The organism is Paenibacillus nuruki (assembly GCF_001721045.1).
Lineage (GTDB): Bacteria > Bacillota > Bacilli > Paenibacillales > Paenibacillaceae > Saccharibacillus > Saccharibacillus nuruki.
On the sequence record NZ_MDER01000030.1, the window covers coordinates 131,963 to 148,876 of the forward strand.

14 protein-coding genes are annotated in these 16,914 nt (G+C 39.8%); 9 read left to right on the plus strand and 5 right to left on the minus strand.

Features of this window, described 5'->3' with window-relative positions; translation table 11 throughout:
- The first annotated feature begins 77 nt into the window (after positions 1–77).
- From PTI45_RS05210 to PTI45_RS05230, 5 genes are all read left to right on the plus strand, one after another.
- Entirely contained in the window at positions 78–1,265 is a 1,188-nt protein-coding gene (locus tag PTI45_RS05210; RefSeq protein ID WP_069326485.1) for a hypothetical protein, read from the plus strand.
- Positions 1,266–1,545: 280 nt separating this feature from the next.
- Positions 1,546–2,313, plus strand: a complete 768-nt coding sequence (locus PTI45_RS05215) for a polyphosphate polymerase domain-containing protein (RefSeq protein ID WP_069326486.1) — start codon at positions 1,546–1,548, stop codon at positions 2,311–2,313.
- On the plus strand, positions 2,306–2,992 hold the full coding sequence (locus PTI45_RS05220; protein ID WP_069326487.1) for a DUF4956 domain-containing protein: 687 nt from the start codon (positions 2,306–2,308) through the stop codon (positions 2,990–2,992). Before PTI45_RS05215 ends, PTI45_RS05220 begins: the two co-directional genes overlap by 8 nt.
- 40 nt (positions 2,993–3,032) lie before the next feature.
- A complete protein-coding gene (locus PTI45_RS05225; protein ID WP_069326488.1) occupies positions 3,033–5,183 on the plus strand; it encodes a carbohydrate-binding domain-containing protein in 2,151 nt (716 codons plus the stop codon).
- Between the two features lie 279 nt (positions 5,184–5,462).
- Entirely contained in the window at positions 5,463–6,545 is a 1,083-nt protein-coding gene (locus PTI45_RS05230; protein ID WP_069326603.1) for a type II asparaginase, read from the plus strand.
- Between the two features lie 80 nt (positions 6,546–6,625).
- On the opposite strand, the gene PTI45_RS05235 is transcribed toward PTI45_RS05230, so the two are convergent.
- On the minus strand, positions 6,626–7,570 hold the full coding sequence (locus PTI45_RS05235; RefSeq protein ID WP_069326489.1) for a prenyltransferase: 945 nt from the start codon (positions 7,568–7,570) through the stop codon (positions 6,626–6,628).
- Positions 7,571–7,824: 254 nt separating this feature from the next.
- On the opposite strand from PTI45_RS05235, the gene PTI45_RS05240 reads away from it, so the two are divergent.
- From PTI45_RS05240 to PTI45_RS05255, 4 genes are all read left to right on the plus strand, one after another.
- Positions 7,825–8,970 (plus strand): glycerate kinase family protein, encoded by a 1,146-nt coding sequence (locus tag PTI45_RS05240; RefSeq protein WP_069326490.1) that lies wholly within the window; start codon positions 7,825–7,827, stop codon positions 8,968–8,970.
- Positions 8,971–9,387: 417 nt separating this feature from the next.
- Positions 9,388–11,454, plus strand: coding sequence for a BglG family transcription antiterminator (locus PTI45_RS05245; protein WP_069326491.1), 2,067 nt, complete (start codon positions 9,388–9,390; stop codon positions 11,452–11,454).
- Positions 11,451–11,717: a PTS sugar transporter subunit IIB gene (locus tag PTI45_RS05250; protein WP_069326492.1), complete on the plus strand. Its 267-nt coding sequence runs from the start codon at positions 11,451–11,453 to the stop codon at positions 11,715–11,717. The genes PTI45_RS05245 and PTI45_RS05250 overlap by 4 nt, the downstream gene beginning before the upstream one ends.
- 25 nt (positions 11,718–11,742) lie before the next feature.
- Positions 11,743–13,011 carry a PTS ascorbate transporter subunit IIC gene (locus tag PTI45_RS05255; protein WP_069326493.1) on the plus strand — a complete coding sequence of 423 codons (1,269 nt, stop codon included), beginning with the start codon at positions 11,743–11,745 and terminating at the stop codon, positions 13,009–13,011.
- A 107-nt stretch (positions 13,012–13,118) separates the two neighbouring features.
- On the opposite strand, the gene PTI45_RS05260 is transcribed toward PTI45_RS05255, so the two are convergent.
- From PTI45_RS05260 to PTI45_RS05275, 4 genes are all read right to left on the minus strand, one after another.
- Positions 13,119–13,880, minus strand: a complete 762-nt coding sequence (locus PTI45_RS05260; RefSeq protein WP_069326494.1) for an AIM24 family protein — start codon at positions 13,878–13,880, stop codon at positions 13,119–13,121.
- 144 nt (positions 13,881–14,024) lie between these two features.
- Positions 14,025–14,942, minus strand: coding sequence for an NAD-dependent epimerase/dehydratase family protein (locus PTI45_RS05265; protein ID WP_175425121.1), 918 nt, complete (start codon positions 14,940–14,942; stop codon positions 14,025–14,027).
- A 25-nt stretch (positions 14,943–14,967) separates the two neighbouring features.
- Complete coding sequence (gene dmpG, locus PTI45_RS05270; RefSeq protein WP_069326496.1) at positions 14,968–15,984, minus strand: 4-hydroxy-2-oxovalerate aldolase; 1,017 nt, start codon at positions 15,982–15,984, stop codon at positions 14,968–14,970.
- Complete coding sequence (locus tag PTI45_RS05275; RefSeq protein WP_069326497.1) at positions 15,981–16,874, minus strand: acetaldehyde dehydrogenase (acetylating); 894 nt, start codon at positions 16,872–16,874, stop codon at positions 15,981–15,983. The genes dmpG and PTI45_RS05275 overlap by 4 nt, the downstream gene beginning before the upstream one ends.
- Positions 16,875–16,914: the final 40 nt, after the last annotated feature.

The window sequence follows — 16,914 nt, forward strand, 5'->3', positions numbered from 1 at the left end:
TTAGCCAATCTTAAACTTTATTACTGTATCGACCAGATCTGCGCCAAATTTGAATATATCTAAGAAGGTGGGCTTATATGAGTAAACCAACAATGCGTACTGTTACAATAAACATGCCTAAAGAATATGAGTATAGACAGCTTCATTTCATGTACCAGACGATACAATTATTTACGATTAAGAAATACGTAGATATGTCTCCAGACGATTTTGATTTTGATCTACATATCGAAGATCTGTTTCTCTATAAAGGAATGCTAAGTTGTGATGCCCAAACAGGTGAAGTAAGTACATATTATTTTCCGCAATACAAAATCTTAAATCTAAGTAGCAGTCAGAACACAAGTACTTTATTCTATCTAGCCTATAGCGATGATTATCGTATGCTGTACTGTTATAAACGTGATCTTGAAGCAGAAGTCGATCAGCTTGTATTCACCCAAGATATCAGTGATGCTTATGAACCGTCGATCAATCGTGTATGGTCTGTACATCATTTCTATTCACTAAATGAGCGGTATGCGCTAATTGCTTATTTGTTGCCAGGTCAACAAAGAGGTTATAACTATGCATTGATCGATGCACTAGAGCAGACGATGATTCCTTTTGTACCTAATGATATGATTCGAAATATAGATTGTATTATGGGATTCAACTGCAATGGAACAGAATATCTGCTAATCAAGACAGGTGAACATATGGTACATGAACGAAAAATAGATTGGGAATATAACCGTCCAGAAGTAGAGCAATTAATAGTGATTGCAGTCGATGAATTTATCTCCAACGTTCAATCTAGTGATATAGACTTGAGTGATTTTGTTATACATTCTTCTCAAAGTCATGAAGCTTTTGCAGATTTACTTATATTAGATCAGCAATTAATCATTTTAGTAGAACGATTTGATACAGAAGATTCTCTAGTGATGTTATACACTGTGGATAACCGAAAGACTGAATATATTAGTTATCCACATGTGTATAACAAATTATATCATCTGAACCAAATCTTTTATGCTACTCGTAAGTCGGATACATCGACTCGATTGTATAAGTTACACACAGGCGAGCAGATTGCTGAGATTTTGCAACCTCAAGGAGTGGTTACGATGATAGAAGAAGGAATCGTTACAATAGATCAGCGTCTGGGAAGTGAAGATCGACAATTCTATATCTATAATGATCAGGGATGTACATTATGGACAGAAGATTGTGCATGGATCGATTACGAGCAGCGATTTATATTAAAAATAAAACAAGCCTGACTTTATTCTTCTTATAGAAGCGAATCATATACATTATTCATTATTGCCATGTGCGCTATATGCGTCATGGCTTTTTTGTGTTTTATAGAAATGTTTTCGCAATGTAAAACATTTAAGATTCACTAAAGGTTAGGGCTGTAAGATTCAAATATAAGCAATCGAGACACACTAACACACGACAATATCAACACTTTATTCAAGCTCAATATACTTAAAAGTATTTTTAAAAAAACTAATCAAGTCACACCAATACATGTATACACGAAAGGAAATGATCCACATGGCAATCGAAGTATTTAACCGCTACGAAAGTAAATATTTGATGGACACTCAGTCTTACTTCAAATTGTATAACGAATTATTGGAACATATGGAAGTCGATGAATATTGCAAGCAACATGATTTCTACTCGATCAGCAATCTGTACTTTGATACACCGCATGATTCCTTGATTCGGATGAGTCTTTCCAAACCCAAATATAAAGAAAAATTGCGCTTACGCGCTTACGGTGTTCCTGGTGAACATGCCAAAGTATATCTAGAGATCAAAAAGAAAGTGATGGGACTGGTGAACAAACGCCGTACAGCGTTAAAGCTAGATGAAGCGTATGAATTTGTTCGTACCGGTATTGCTCCACTGTATCAAGAGTATATGAATCAGCAGGTACTGAATGAACTGACTTACTTTTTGCAAATTTATGATCTGGAACCTAAATTGTATCTCTCCTATGATCGCAAAGCGTTATTCAGCAAGCACAATCGTGATCTACGAATTACATTTGATAGCAATATCCGTACCCGACGCTACGATCTGAAATTAGAACAAGGCGATTATGGCGACCAACTGATGGACAAAGGACAATGGCTGATGGAAGTCAAAGCGGAAAAAACAATTCCATTATGGTTATCGCAAAAGTTGTCCGAGCATCAGATGTACCGTACCAGCTTTTCCAAATACGGCAACGAATACAAACAACTATTGAAATCAAGATTAAACCAACCTGTAGAAACGATTCCAACTGAAAAGGAGAGCATTCTTTATGCTTGATTCATTACTGACTGCGGCTACAACGACAACAGACCTAACGTTAACCACTTCGTTACTCACGATATTTGTCGCTATTGTTCTAGGCGGATTGATTAGCTTTACGTATATGAAAACTAACCCGAGCGGGTACTCACAGAATTTCACGTTAACGATGGTACTGCTTCCTGTCATCGTCGCTATCATCATTTTATTGATCGGTAGCAATATCGCAAGAGCGTTCAGTCTTGCCGGTGCCTTCTCGATTATTCGCTTTAGAAGTGCTCCTGGCGATCCGAAAGATATCGCTTATGTATTGTTCACAATGGCAGCAGGACTGGCTTGTGGTACAGGCTATTTCGGTTATGCAGTACTATTCACTATCATTCTATGTGGGATGATGTTTGTGTTAAATCGCTTCAAATTTGGCGTTAGCAAAAAATTGCAAAAAACACTTAAAGTCACGATTCCTGAAAATTTAGCATATGATGAAGCATTTGCTGAAGTCTTCAACCAATTTAACGTACAGTATGATTTGAAAAAAATTAGAACGACCGAGCTTGGAAGTCTGTATGAACTGGTCTATCTGGTTACGATGAACCAAGTCACCAACCAGAAAGAATTTCTAGATGCGATCCGGTGCAGAAATGGCAACCTCGATCTGTCTTTAACGATGAGCCCAACAGCGGCAGAAGCGTATTAAATCACCACACTCCAACCAACAATCGAAGGGAACGATTACGATGAAAAAATGGATAACAAAAACGAACTTGAGCATTGTTCTTCTCAGTACACTGGCATTATCAGCTTGCAGTTCAGCCACACCGACAGCAACCGAGGCATTAGCGGCGGCAACTAGCTCAACCGCTACAGTGTCTACAACAGCAACAACTGCTTCCTCTTCCACGGCGTTGAAAGTCTCGGATCTAGTGACTTTTGACAGTGGCGATGATGCTATCGATTGGAAATCATCCGACTATACAGCGATTCAATTAACAGGCTCCAGTGCTACGATTACAGGCAATGGCGCAACTGCAACCAGTAGCATCATTACAATTACCGCAGGTGGTACGTATGTGGTTAGTGGTGAACTGACAGACGGACAAATTGTTGTCGATTCACAGGATGATCAAGATGTGATACTGGTATTGAATGGCGTAACGATTACAGATAACGATAGCGCGCCAATCTATATCAAAGAAGCTAAAAAAGCATTTATTACATTAGCCGATGGTACTGAAAATGTGATCACGGATGGGGCAACGTATACATTAGCAGATGATACCACAGACGAGCCTAGCGCAGCGATTTTTAGCAAAGCCGATCTAACGATCAATGGGGAAGGTACATTATTGGTCAACGCCAATTATAAAGATGGAATCACAAGTAAAGATGATCTAAAAATCGTATCCGGTACACTGAATATCACAGCAAAAGATGACGGGATTGTAGGTAAAGATATGGTTGCGATCGAAGAGGGTACATTCCATGTTGTAGCGGGTGGCGATGGTATTAAATCGACGAATGATACTGATGCCGATAAAGGATTTATCGCTATTGCAGGCGGGACATTTGATATTCAATCGACCAACGATGGTATTCAATCTGAAAAGCAATTAGTGATCGACGATGGAACATTTAATATTGTATCTGGTGGAGGTCATACTCAAGCGGAAGCAAAAGTTGAAGAGCAACCCGGTCAAGGCGGAGGATTCGGTGGACGACAAACTCAAGATGCTCAAGCTACAGCCACAACGTCTACAGAGACAACAACATCTTCAACTGATACCGATGCAACAGCTACCGAATCAACGAGTACCAAAGGGCTGAAAGCAACAGGCGATATCACGATTAATGAGGGTACGTTCACAATAGATTCCGCAGATGATGCTGTTCATAGTAATGCAACTGTACATGTCACAGGCGGTACACTTGAAATTGCGACAGGCGATGATGCTATGCATGCTGATGTGGATCTGAATATCTCGGGTGGCAAAATCAATATTACAACCAGTTACGAAGGGTTAGAAGCAATCAATATTAATGTATCTGGTGGAGACACCAATGTCATAGCTTCTGATGACGGTGTAAATGCTTCGGGTGATGCGAATACCACAACGACAGAGACTTCAACAACAGAACCAACTCCAACAGAGTCCAGTACGACAGCAACAACGTCTACAGATCCTACATCTACAGCAACCGATCCAGCAGGTAACAGCGCGCCTCCAGGTGGATTCGGTGGAGGTCAAGGAAGTTCTCAAAATGCTTTATTAAATATTACAGGTGGTACACTCACTGTAAATGCTCAAGGCGATGGATTAGATTCCAATGGATCTATCACAATGTCAGGCGGAACTGTGATCGTGAACGGCCCAACAACGAATGGAAATGGTTCACTCGATTATGATGGTACTTTTGAGATGACAGGTGGATATGTAGTTGCTGTCGGAAGTTCAGGCATGACTCAAGCACCTTCTGATGATTCTACTCAAGCGGCAATCAGTATGAGTTATTCTGCCACTCAAAATGCAGGCACATTAGTTCATATTCAAGATAGCGCAGGTAAAAATATATTAACTTTGGCACCGACAAAAGATTACCAATCGGTTGTAGTTAGCTCACCGGATCTAGTGAAAGGTAGTTCATATTCTATCTATACAGGTGGAACATCTACAGGTACAGCAACAGATGGACTATATACAGACGGTGAATACACAGGTGGTACTAAAGTGGTTGATTTTGAATTGGCGAGCCAGATCACATGGGTGAACGAATCAGGTGTGACGACAGCTAATACAGGATTTGGTGGGGGCGGAGGCGGAGGTCAAAGACCGTCTAGAAATATGACGAACAACACAACAACAGATAGCACATCAGATACGGCACAATAATCTTTTTATACTATATATAAATATAACCTAACATGAAAATAAGGATATCAGATAAATAAGCTGATATCCTTATTTTGTGTTATATAAAATAACATATTATTTGCATAAATATACAAAAGTATTGAGTTATTTCACGTTATATCGTTATAATCAATATTAATATTACATTAATGTGATATTAAGTTACATAAAATTTACGATGATGTCAGTATGATCTACTTATTGAGGGGGATGGATATGAAATTATCAGTACAATGGAAACAAAAATGGTGTATTTCGATGTTAACAGCGGTATTGTTAATGCCTGTCATGAGCTATTCGGTATCAGCGGCAACAGAAACGAGCACCACTTCTCAGACTACAGCTGTACAAACATCTTTGCCTAAGATCAAGATTCTTGCTACAGGCGGAACGATTGCTGGCTCTTCCGAATCCAACACCGATGTAACTGGATATAAAGCAGGTGCACTAGGGATTGATGTACTGATCAATGCGGTACCTGAAATGAAAAAAGTAGCAGATATTAGTGGCGAACAAATTGCTAATGTGGGTAGCCCTGACATAGACAATGCTGTTTTGCTCCAATTAGCCAATCGGATCAATGAGTTACTGGCTTCAGATGATGTCGATGGGATTGTAGTGACACATGGTACAGATACATTAGAAGAAACGGCTTATTTTCTAGATTTAGTTGTCAAAAGTGATAAGCCTGTAGTCGTTGTAGGCGCAATGCGTCCAGCAACAGCGATCAGTGCGGATGGTTCATTTAACTTATACAATGCGGTCAAAATTGCGAGTAACCCTGAAGCCACTGGCAAAGGTGTGATGATTGCTCTCAATGATCGGATTGGCGCAGCACGTTATATTACCAAAACTAACACCACAGGAACAGATACATTTAAATCAGTAGAACAAGGTTATCTTGGTGTAGTATCAGGCGATAAAGTGTACTTTTATAATCAATCTACACGCAAACACACAGCCAATACTATTTTTGATGTGAAAGGCATAACGGAATTACCACAGGTTGATATTTTATACGAATATCAAAATAATGGTAGTTATCTGTATGATGCGGCAGTAGCTTCAGGCGCTAAAGGCATTGTAGTGGCAGGGAGTGGCAATGGATCTTTATCTACACGTTCAAGTGAAGGTGCCGCTAGGGCTGTTGATCAAGGAGTAACCGTAGTTCGTTCTACACGTACAGGTAGCGGTGTTGTCACTCCGTTAGATTCGGATGCTGAAATTGGAACACTATATGCAGATTCGCTTAATCCGCAGAAAGCCCGTATTCTGTTGATGCTAGCACTTACTCAGACCAAAGATCCTACGACCATTCAAAGTTACTTTGAAGCTTATTAAAAGTAGGACGTAATTAGAAATGTGTAATAAAAGAGTCGATACCGATGATGAAGCTAGACGGTATCGACTCTTTTTGTTATTTAGATAAACACACCCAACCATACTGCATTGATCATAGCGAGCAATAACAATTTTTTCTCACAAGTAGTCACTTGCTCTGCATTCTGTGTATCTGTTTTGATAATAAAAAAGATAGACAAAACCACAATTATAACCACTCCGATCGCTGCCCATAACCGATCTGTACCTAACCATAATCCACATAATCCGATCAAAATCATATATACAATCGCAGGCAATGCACTATATTTCGGACCGAACATAGCCACTGACCAGACTACACTTGTTCGCTTCACTGGAGAAGCTTGTTGATCGGCTTGTAGATCAGGAATATGGTGAATCATTACCCATGCAATACAATAGAGCGCATTGATAACTGCATTTTGGACTGCCCATTCTGGAAAATCGCCTAACATGATCCAGACGCCTGCTAATCCTAAGAAAAAAGCAGATGGAAATGTACTTAACCATTCACCTGCCAATGGAATATAACTGAATCGTAACGGTGGTAGCGAGTACGAAGCGGCTCCCCAGACACCGATTACCAGCAATAACGCTAACGGATAATAACCGAACAAAGCAAGGATTCCAGCAATGACTAATAACCCGATTGCAAGCCCATAACCGATCCATTTGAGTGTATGCGGAGCGATACGACCTTCTTGAATAACGCGACTACCCCCGGATAAGTAAGCAGGGCTATGTTGATCTGTCCCTGATAAGTAATCGGTATAGTCATTCAGTGCATGGGTTAATGCACCATGAATAACAAAGCAACCTACCAGTAACAACAAGGAGACAGCACTCAAGACTCCATTAGGCAGATCATAATAAGCAAAAAGTGGAAAAACCCCTGAAAAGATAATGACAACACTAGAAGCAATAACAGCAACCGGTCGTAATAATCGTAGACCATTTTTCAAAAATAACATCGCCGATGGATTCAAGCAGTTAGCTCCTTTCATAGATAAAAGATAATATGTATTCTGTGATATGCTTCTTTGTCTATTACCCTCAATGAAATGAATTGGACGCATAAACATTCAAGCGATGATGATAAAATGTATAGGTCATTTGCACAATCCATTTCGTCTTTTTATCAATATTTTTTTGAATTTAATAGCGCTATACTAATTGTATGTTCAACAAAAAAATACGAGAAATACAGATAGAAGAATGGACGATCCTTTACAGATTTATACTGTAGTGAGGTGAGAAGATGAATAGACCAACATTTTTATTAGCACCCGATTCATTCAAAGAAAGTATGACTGCCAAAGAAGTCTGTATCGCTATGGAAAAAGGGTTACGTAAAGTCTATCCAGAAGCACAATATATCCATGTTCCGATGGCAGATGGCGGAGAAGGTACGGTTCAATCGCTAGTCGATGCTTCAGGTGGACAATTGTATCAGAAAGAAGTGACAGGTCCGCTCGGAACACCTGTAACCGCTGTTTACGGTATTATGGGCGATGGTAGTACAGGTGTGATCGAGATGGCTTCAGCAAGTGGTATCCATCATGTCAATCAGAATACTCGTAATCCACTCATAACAACGACTTACGGCACCGGTGAATTGATTCGAGCATGTATAGATCGTGGGATGAACAAGATCATTATTGGTATCGGTGGAAGTGCGACAAATGATGGTGGCACAGGAATGGCGGAAGCCTTAGGAGTGCGCTTTCTTGATGCTGAGGGGCAACCGCTTGCGCGAGGCGGTGGTGATCTGAATCGATTAATAACGATTGATATCTCGTTACTCGATCCACGTCTGCAAGAAGTGCAGTTGATTGTGGCTTGTGATGTCACCAATCCATTGTGTGGTGAAGATGGAGCTTCACGGGTATTTGGTCCACAAAAAGGAGCTACACCTGAGATGATCCAGCAATTGGATGATAATTTAAATCATTATGCTAGCGTGGTCAAGCAACAATTGGATCAAGATATCGCTTATCTTCCGGGTGCAGGGGCGGCAGGTGGATTAGGTGCAGGATTGATGATTTTTACACAAGCTGTTTTGCAAAAAGGGATCGATATCGTGATCGAATATAGTGGCTTAGTAGAGAAATTAAAACAAGCTGATTTTGTATTTACAGGTGAAGGTGGAATCGATTCTCAGACCACATTCGGTAAAACACCTTACGGTGTGGCTCGAGCTGCACAGGCATCAGGTAAACAAGTGATTGCGATTGCGGGTTATATTGGAGAAGGTATTGATACATTATACGATGAAGGGATCGATGCCATATTCGGGATTGTGCCTGGAGCGTCTGATATTCCTTCTTTATTGCAAGCAGGGCCACACAATGTAGAACGTACCTGTGAAAATATTGCTAGAATACTGGCTTTGCGTGGTCAATAAAGAGAAGTAATATTTCACGAGTTAATCAACCAATCAGCACGTATTACCAACATATAAAAGGATTCCAAAACGTTCCCGTAGAGATATTCGGGAACGTTTTTTGATAGGAGTGATAGCGATCCCTAGTTGAGGCTGATGACGGAATAAGGTAGCTCCAAATAAGGATAGGATAACCAATCGCTGGGTGAAACTTCTTGTTGTTGGAATGGCTTGATATATAAGACTGTTGTTTTGACAAGGAGATCAATATGATAAGCAGTAACTTCTTTTTAATTCCTGTAAATACGTTCCTTTTGAATCTGCTTGGCAAAGGAAGTGTATATTGTTGTGCAGATTAGTCGACAATAAAGGGACTCAAAAACAGTATAGATTTGTTATGTATTATTGTATCGTTATCACAAGGGAGGCAACACAAAGATGATTTTAGATGAACGAAGTGCCGGCATCTTACAATTACTCCAACAGTCATCTGCGCTTACGATGTTCGAATTGGAAACTCATATGGAGCTTACCCGAAGACAATTGCAATACAGTATTAACAAAATAAATGATTGGTTAGTGCATCACGGTTACTCGGTGATCTCGTACGATCGGCAAGTGGGTTACTACTTAACCGATGTGATACGAGCAGAAGACGTACCTGTAAAGTTAACCAAGCGCTCATATCTCTTTTCAGAAGGAGATCGGGAAAAGGTATTCGGACTGCTGTTGCTATTAAGTCCGGAATCGCTGTCGGTGTATCACTTTCAGTCGATCGCCAGCGTATCTCGTAATACCGTACTCAAAGATTTGCAACGACTCAAGTTGAAATTGCATACCTATAAGCTGTCGATCGAGTACTCAAAAAAAGATGGGTACGTGCTCAAAGGAAGCAACCATCGCAAACGCCATTTGATCGAAGAATGGTTGCCAGAAGTGTTGAATAGCCCCAGTCATTTATTGATTATTCAATGTATCTGGGAAGAGCAAGCTGAACAGCTGGAACAGATCCGTCAGCAGTTGGAACATGTAGAGCATCAACTGGCTATTAGCTTTGCTGATGAGCGTCTACAAGAACTGACCTACCTGATGCTATGTACCGATCAACTGATTGGCAAAGGTTCTACTTTACCGGTACAACAAAGTTGGGAAGAGTTAACCGGCACACAGGAGTATCAACTGGTGAAGCAAATGGTTCAATCGTCTGCTTTTAGACAGCCATGGAATCAAAACGAATGTCTGTATGCGACGCTGCATTTGCTTAGTATGAACCGCACACGAGATATCTCACCACTACAAGAAGATAAAGTCATCCAGCAGTTAATTCGTGAGATTGTGTCCGAATTTGAACGGTGGGCATGTGTCAGTCTGCAAGACCAAGACGTGCTGTATCAGCAACTATATGTGCATTTAAGACCTGCCTATTACCGCATGTTGTACGGTATTTCATTGATCAATCATATGACCGAGCGGATTCAGAAGGTCTATCCTGAACTTCATCATTTAACTCACAAAGCGTTGATTCCACTTGAAAAAAGTATTGGGGTCAAAGTGCCTGAAGATGAAGCCGCTTACTTTACGATTCATTTTGGTGGATGGCTACGCAGGCAGGGGACGGTACTGGATGATCGTAAGCGAGCCATTGTCGTATGTGCGAACGGGATAGGAATCAGTCATATTCTGATGTATACGCTACGTGAAATGTTTCCTGAGCTGTTGTTTTTAGATGCTTTGTCGGTGCGAGGTATGGCGAATTATAACTTGAGTTATGATCTGGTGTTCTCTACGGTACATTTGAGAACCTCTGCGCCACTGTTCGTGGTTCCACCGATTATGGAGATTCCAGATAAACAAAAGCTACGACAACAAGTGATGCAAGAATTATACGGATACACGATTGAAAAAGTAGATACCGCTTCACTGCTCAAAGTGATTGGTCAGCATGCTACGATTTTGCAACCGGATGAATTAGAAAAAGCCTTACAAACACACATTTATACCTATACGCATAGAACAAATAAGCATTCCCTAGAGGGGGCAGAGAAACCTGTGCTGGAACAATTGATTACAGAAAAGACGATCACTTTCCAGTCCAATGTCAGTGATTGGAAAGAAGCGATTGCAGTAGCCTCTCAGCCATTATTAGAGATGGGTACGATCGAAGAAGAATATATTGAAGCGATGATCCAATCGATTGAGCAAAATGGGCCGTATGTGGTGATTACACCAGGAGTAGCGATTCCACATGCTCGTCCAGATCAAGGGGTACGCTCGTTATCCATGAGCTTTTTGCGCTTAGAAGAAGCGGTTTATTTTGCCCCGGATAAGCCTGTACGTTTGATAATTATTTTGGCGGCGGCAGACCGTTCGTCTCATTTGCGAGCACTGGTGCAATTGACACATCTGCTTGGTGAGCCATCCAATATCGAAGATATTTTGAACAGTCCAGATAAAAATGTACTCATGCAATATATTCATCACTATTCTAAGGAGGAAACAGAATGAAAATTATGGTCGTATGTGGAAACGGATTGGGAAGCAGCTTTATTATGGAGATCAATATCAAGAAAGCATTAACTGAAATGGGCAAAGTAGCAGATGTGGATCACACCGATCTATCGTCAGCCAAATCCGAACAAGCTGATATCTTTATCGGCGCGGCAGATATTATGGCACAACTCAGTGATGGGGGTCGTACTGTCGTATCCCTTGAAAATATGATGAGTATCCCTGAAATTAAATCCAAATTAGAACCGCTTCTAGCTTAATTTTAGGGAAGAAGGTAGAGCCGATATGATGAATTTAATAATGAACGATATTCTAGGCACACCGTCGATACTGGTTGGACTGTTTGCGCTTATCGGACTTCTTTTACAGCGCAAGCCTATTGCTACCGTCGTCTCCGGTACACTCAAAACGATTATGGGTTTTGTGATTATTGGAGCAGGGGCAACCGTATTAACAGGTGCTCTAGATATCTTTGGTCAAATGTTTACGCATGCTTTTCAAGTTCCCGGCATTATCCCGACCAATGAAGCGATTGTTGCGGCAGCGCAAAGTCAATTCGGAGCGTCTACGGCTCTTATTATGGTTTTCGGGATGATCGTTAATATTATACTGGCACGTTTTACACCGCTAAAATACATTTTCTTAACCGGACATCATACTTTATTTATGGCTTGTCTCATTGCGGTATCTTTAACCGTTGGTGGTATGAGTGGTGCACCACTGGTGATTGTAGGATCAATTATTTTGGGATTATGTATGGTGGTATTCCCGGCGATTTTACAACCGTATGTACGCCAGATTACAGGTAGCGACGATTTTGCTGTCGGGCATTTTGGTTCGATCGGTTACTTTGTCTCCGCTACGATTGGTAAATGGTTTGGAAATAAAGAAAAAACAACCGAGCAGATCAAAGTTCCCCAATCGTTAGGCTTTTTGCGAGATACTTCTGTAGCAGTATCCCTAACGATGTCGATCTTCTTTATTGTTGTAGCTTTATTTGCAGGACAAGAGTATATTCAGACGGAATTGTCTGGTGGTTCTAACTTTATCGTCTTTTCTCTGATTCAAGCGATAACCTTTGCAGCAGGCGTATACATTATTCTTGCCGGCGTACGGATGTTGATTGCAGAGATTGTACCTGCGTTTAAAGGAATTGCCGAGAAATGGGCTCCCAATACGAAGCCTGCCCTCGATTGCCCGACCGTATTTCCTTTTGCACCGAATGCAGTTATTATCGGCTTTTTGTTTAGCTTTTTAGCTGGGTTGTTATCGATGTTTATTTTACCGGCTGTCGGCTTAAAAGTGATTATTCCTGGATTGGTTCCTCACTTTTTCACAGGCGCAGCGGCAGGTGTATTCGGTAATGCAACAGGTGGACGGCGTGGAGCAATGATGGGTGCGTTTGCCAATGGATTATTGATTAGCTTCTTACCCGCTATACTGCTAATCTTCCTGACACAGTTTGGATTCGGTGGTTCTACCTTTGGCGATACGGACTTTGGCGCTGTAGGAATTATCATTATGGGTCTTATGAAGATTTTCGGAGCGGCGTAATATAGTATGTAGATCTTAGAAGTTGGTCATAAAGTAAAAGGTAAAGAATGCTTAAAAGCGTTCTTTACCTTTTTTGTGATACCACATGAAGAAGAGTCTAATGTGTATTAGTTAGAAGGTGGAGCTAACCAGACCGTTCCTGTACCACGATAGACGTTCACTAATCCTTCGCCAGATGCCATAGAACCCATTTTGGTTTTGCCTGATTTCTCGACTGTAAAGTTGAGTGTATTCGACCACATCATCGCAAAGTTCCCATCGACTTTCAGCACATCATTTTGCAGTTCAATCACTACTGCTTCTTCAGCAGGAACAGGTGCTTCGAGAGCAATAACACCTTTACCACTAGCGCTCATGTTAAATAATCCTTCACCACCAAGTACAGCAGAAGAAAAGTTACTACGGGCGACAACGCCGATTTTGAGTGTCGTCTCACAAGCCAGAAACAATCCATCATCCATGACAATTTCATCGTTATCAACATCAATTAACCAGATATATTTGTAAGTTGGTTCTAATAGAATCGTACCTGTTCCGTTATAGAGTGGCTTGATCGAACCTGTACCTGTTGCCGCTCCACTAAGGAAACCACGTACTGCTCCACCAGCGCCTTTGACGCCTGTCGTCATTTCCATATTACCGACCGTATACTGCATTGCTCCAGCACGCATCATAATTTCACTATTGTTAATCTCGATCATTAATTGTTTGCGGTGCATGTTGCTTTTGGACATATAATATTGAGCAGTCGCTTCGCCCACCGAGGTACAACTGAGATCTTTGATATACTCCAAGACTGTGAAGCTACCCACTTTGTCTTTGATCACCGTATTGCTGTTATCGGTAAGGTTATTAATCGTAAAAGCCATATGTAACGCCTCCTGTTCATTGAGTATCCGCCAATACGATATGAAGTATCTGTCTTTGCCCACACGATGATACATCTATATCTTAACCAAATCTTAATCAATAAGGAAATTAAAAAAGTATATGTATATTAAAAAGATCAAATATTAAGTCTTATTTTGACTCAATATTTGATCAGTCATCATTATGAGTGTATCTAATGAAGTAAACGTTGGATTATACCCAAGATCGGCTAGTTTTTTATAGTTTGAATAATAGTTGTTTTTGGTACCTGTTGGAGAATATTGCGCTTGATGATTAATTGTATAGTTAAGACCATACGCTTTCTCGAAATATGTTATAATTTCAAACTTTGATACAGGATTCATACTATATACATCAAACACATCATTAAGCTTACGTTTGGATATCAATATTTGTACAATTGAAGCAAGATCTGAAGGGTGAATATAATCTCTAACCATATCATTAGCATCTGTTACAAGCGGTTCGTCACGACGTATAGCATTGATAATATCATTCATAAAATAAGATGCTGTTAGATCTACAAATGAACTGAAAAAACTAAAAATTCTCAAATCGACAATATGAAATGAAGTATAAGCACGATGCTTAACTTCGGCATTAAGTTTGGATAAACGATAATAATCATTCGTTGTAACAGAATTAATGCGAATGGTAGAAGTAGAATGTTGTTCTGTAGCTGTTACAAAATCTGATCCATAGACTGCGCCACTGCTTAGATAAATATACAAAGCCTGTGGATGCTTTTGTAAATAATCTAAAACTACATTATCAAACTTTTCTGTCAAACGAAATACTGCAAAAGGTTCTTGCATTAAAAGCTTGGGGTTACCAATTCCAATTCCATTAATAATCACATCATAATGATCTGTACCAAATTCGTTAATATGCCACACAGTGATTCGATCATTTTCAAAAGTATAGGAAGCTAAAAATATTTCTAGTTCTTTAGGTTGTCGAGCAAAAAGATGAAGATGATAATCTGGATTTTGATTCATCTCGAAGATTAGATTTTTAGAAATATGCCCTGTTGCTCCCAAAACTGCTATTTGCAATAGAATATGGTTATTCAGAAATGTTCAGCCCCTTTTGGGATAAAGAAAGTGCAATTTCAAGAATAAAGTCTTCTTGACCTGCAATAACTTTACGTTGACCCAATTCAAAGAAAATATCTTTAGGATCTACATTATATTCTTTGGCAATACGTTCAACCGGCTTAGCAAAACCAGAAAATACACCATTTAATCCACTAATGACACTGACAGAATTGATATGCGGTGTTGTGATAAAGGTACGTTCTGCTAGATCGGCAAAATCCAATAATTGATATAGATCGATTCCAGTATCAAAACCCATTTTGTGTAAGACAGCTACCAATACTTCTAGCTGAGCATTTCCAGCACCAGCACCAAAACCACGTAAAGTTCCATCCAGTATGGTTGCACCCGCTCGTATTGCTTCTAATGAATTTGCAATCGCCATACCTAAATTGTTGTGTGCGTGAAATCCTACAGGAATATTAAGGTTTTGGACTAAATTTGATATCTTTTCGTATACATCTGATGGCAAAAGAGCACCAGCAGAGTCCATAATAATAATAGCTTGTGCACCATAGCTCTCCATTTTTTGAGCTTGCTCTACCAACACGGCTGCTGAAACCATATGAGACATCATCAATACACCATATGCTTCGCGATCATGCTGACGACAATATTCGATATGACGTTTGGTAATATCAGCTTCTGTACAATGAGAAGCCACTCTAATAACATCTACACCAATATCTAACGCATTTTTTAAATCTTTATGAATTGTAGCAAATCCAGGAATAACATGAATGCCTAATTTGGTATTGGTTAGTTTGAGTCGACAGTTCTCTAATAATTCTGAATCTGAAACAAGGCTTTGACCCAGTTGTAAAGAAGAAGCACCTAGCCCATTGCCGTGACCTACTTCCAAAATAGGGATGCCTACTTTTTCTGCATATTCTGCATAAAACAATATATTTTCTAACGATAATTGGTGCTGTACTGCATGTGATCCATCTCTCAGCGTAGGATCACTAATTAAAAGATGCTTCATATAAAAGCACCTCTTTCAACCTTTTTTTGAGCGTACTCTTCAGCTATAGCAATAGCTGCACAATTAATAATATCTAGATTACCTGCATACTGAGGCAGATAGTCGCCTCTACCTTTGACTTTTACCATAATAATTAACCGTCCATTTTCAACCGTAGGCGTCATTATTAATTGATAACCAGGTACATACTTTTGTATATAGGCTACTGTATGATCCAAAAACTGCTGTAATTTCACAATATCCGGATTAGCGACTATAGCCATAATAGTTGTTTGCATATCGATACATGGTTCTGCTGGATTTAGATTAATAATCGTTTTTACCTCATCACATCCAGAAAATTTGCGTATAGCATTTTCTGTGGTTTCAATGTATTCATCTAAATTATGACGTGTAGCAGGACCGGCACTTTTGGAGGAAATACTGGAAATGACTTCAATATATTGAATATCTTTTTGTGTTTGTGCAATAGCATATACCAGAGGAATAGATGCTTGTCCGCCACATGTTACGAGATTAATATTATCTAAATGTATACAAGAATCTATATTCACTGCGGGTATACACATCTCACCTATATTAGAAGGTGTTAAGTCAATCACCATTTTTCCGAGTGCTTTTAAAATAGGTGCATGTATTATATGACCTGTAGCTGAAGTTGCATCAAATACTAGATCATAAGAATCTGCATGTTCAATTAATGTATCTATACTATTTGTAGATGTTCGCACACCAAGATTTTTGGCTCTTTGAATACCATGAGATTCCTCATTACGACCTACAAAATAAGTACACTCTAAATAATCAGAACGCATAATTTTAACTAATAAATCTGTGCCTATATTTCCACTACCCAAGATAGCGACTTTTAACTTTTTGCTACGATTCATTTTGCCATCCTCCAGTACATTAGAATTAGAGCCTAATGCA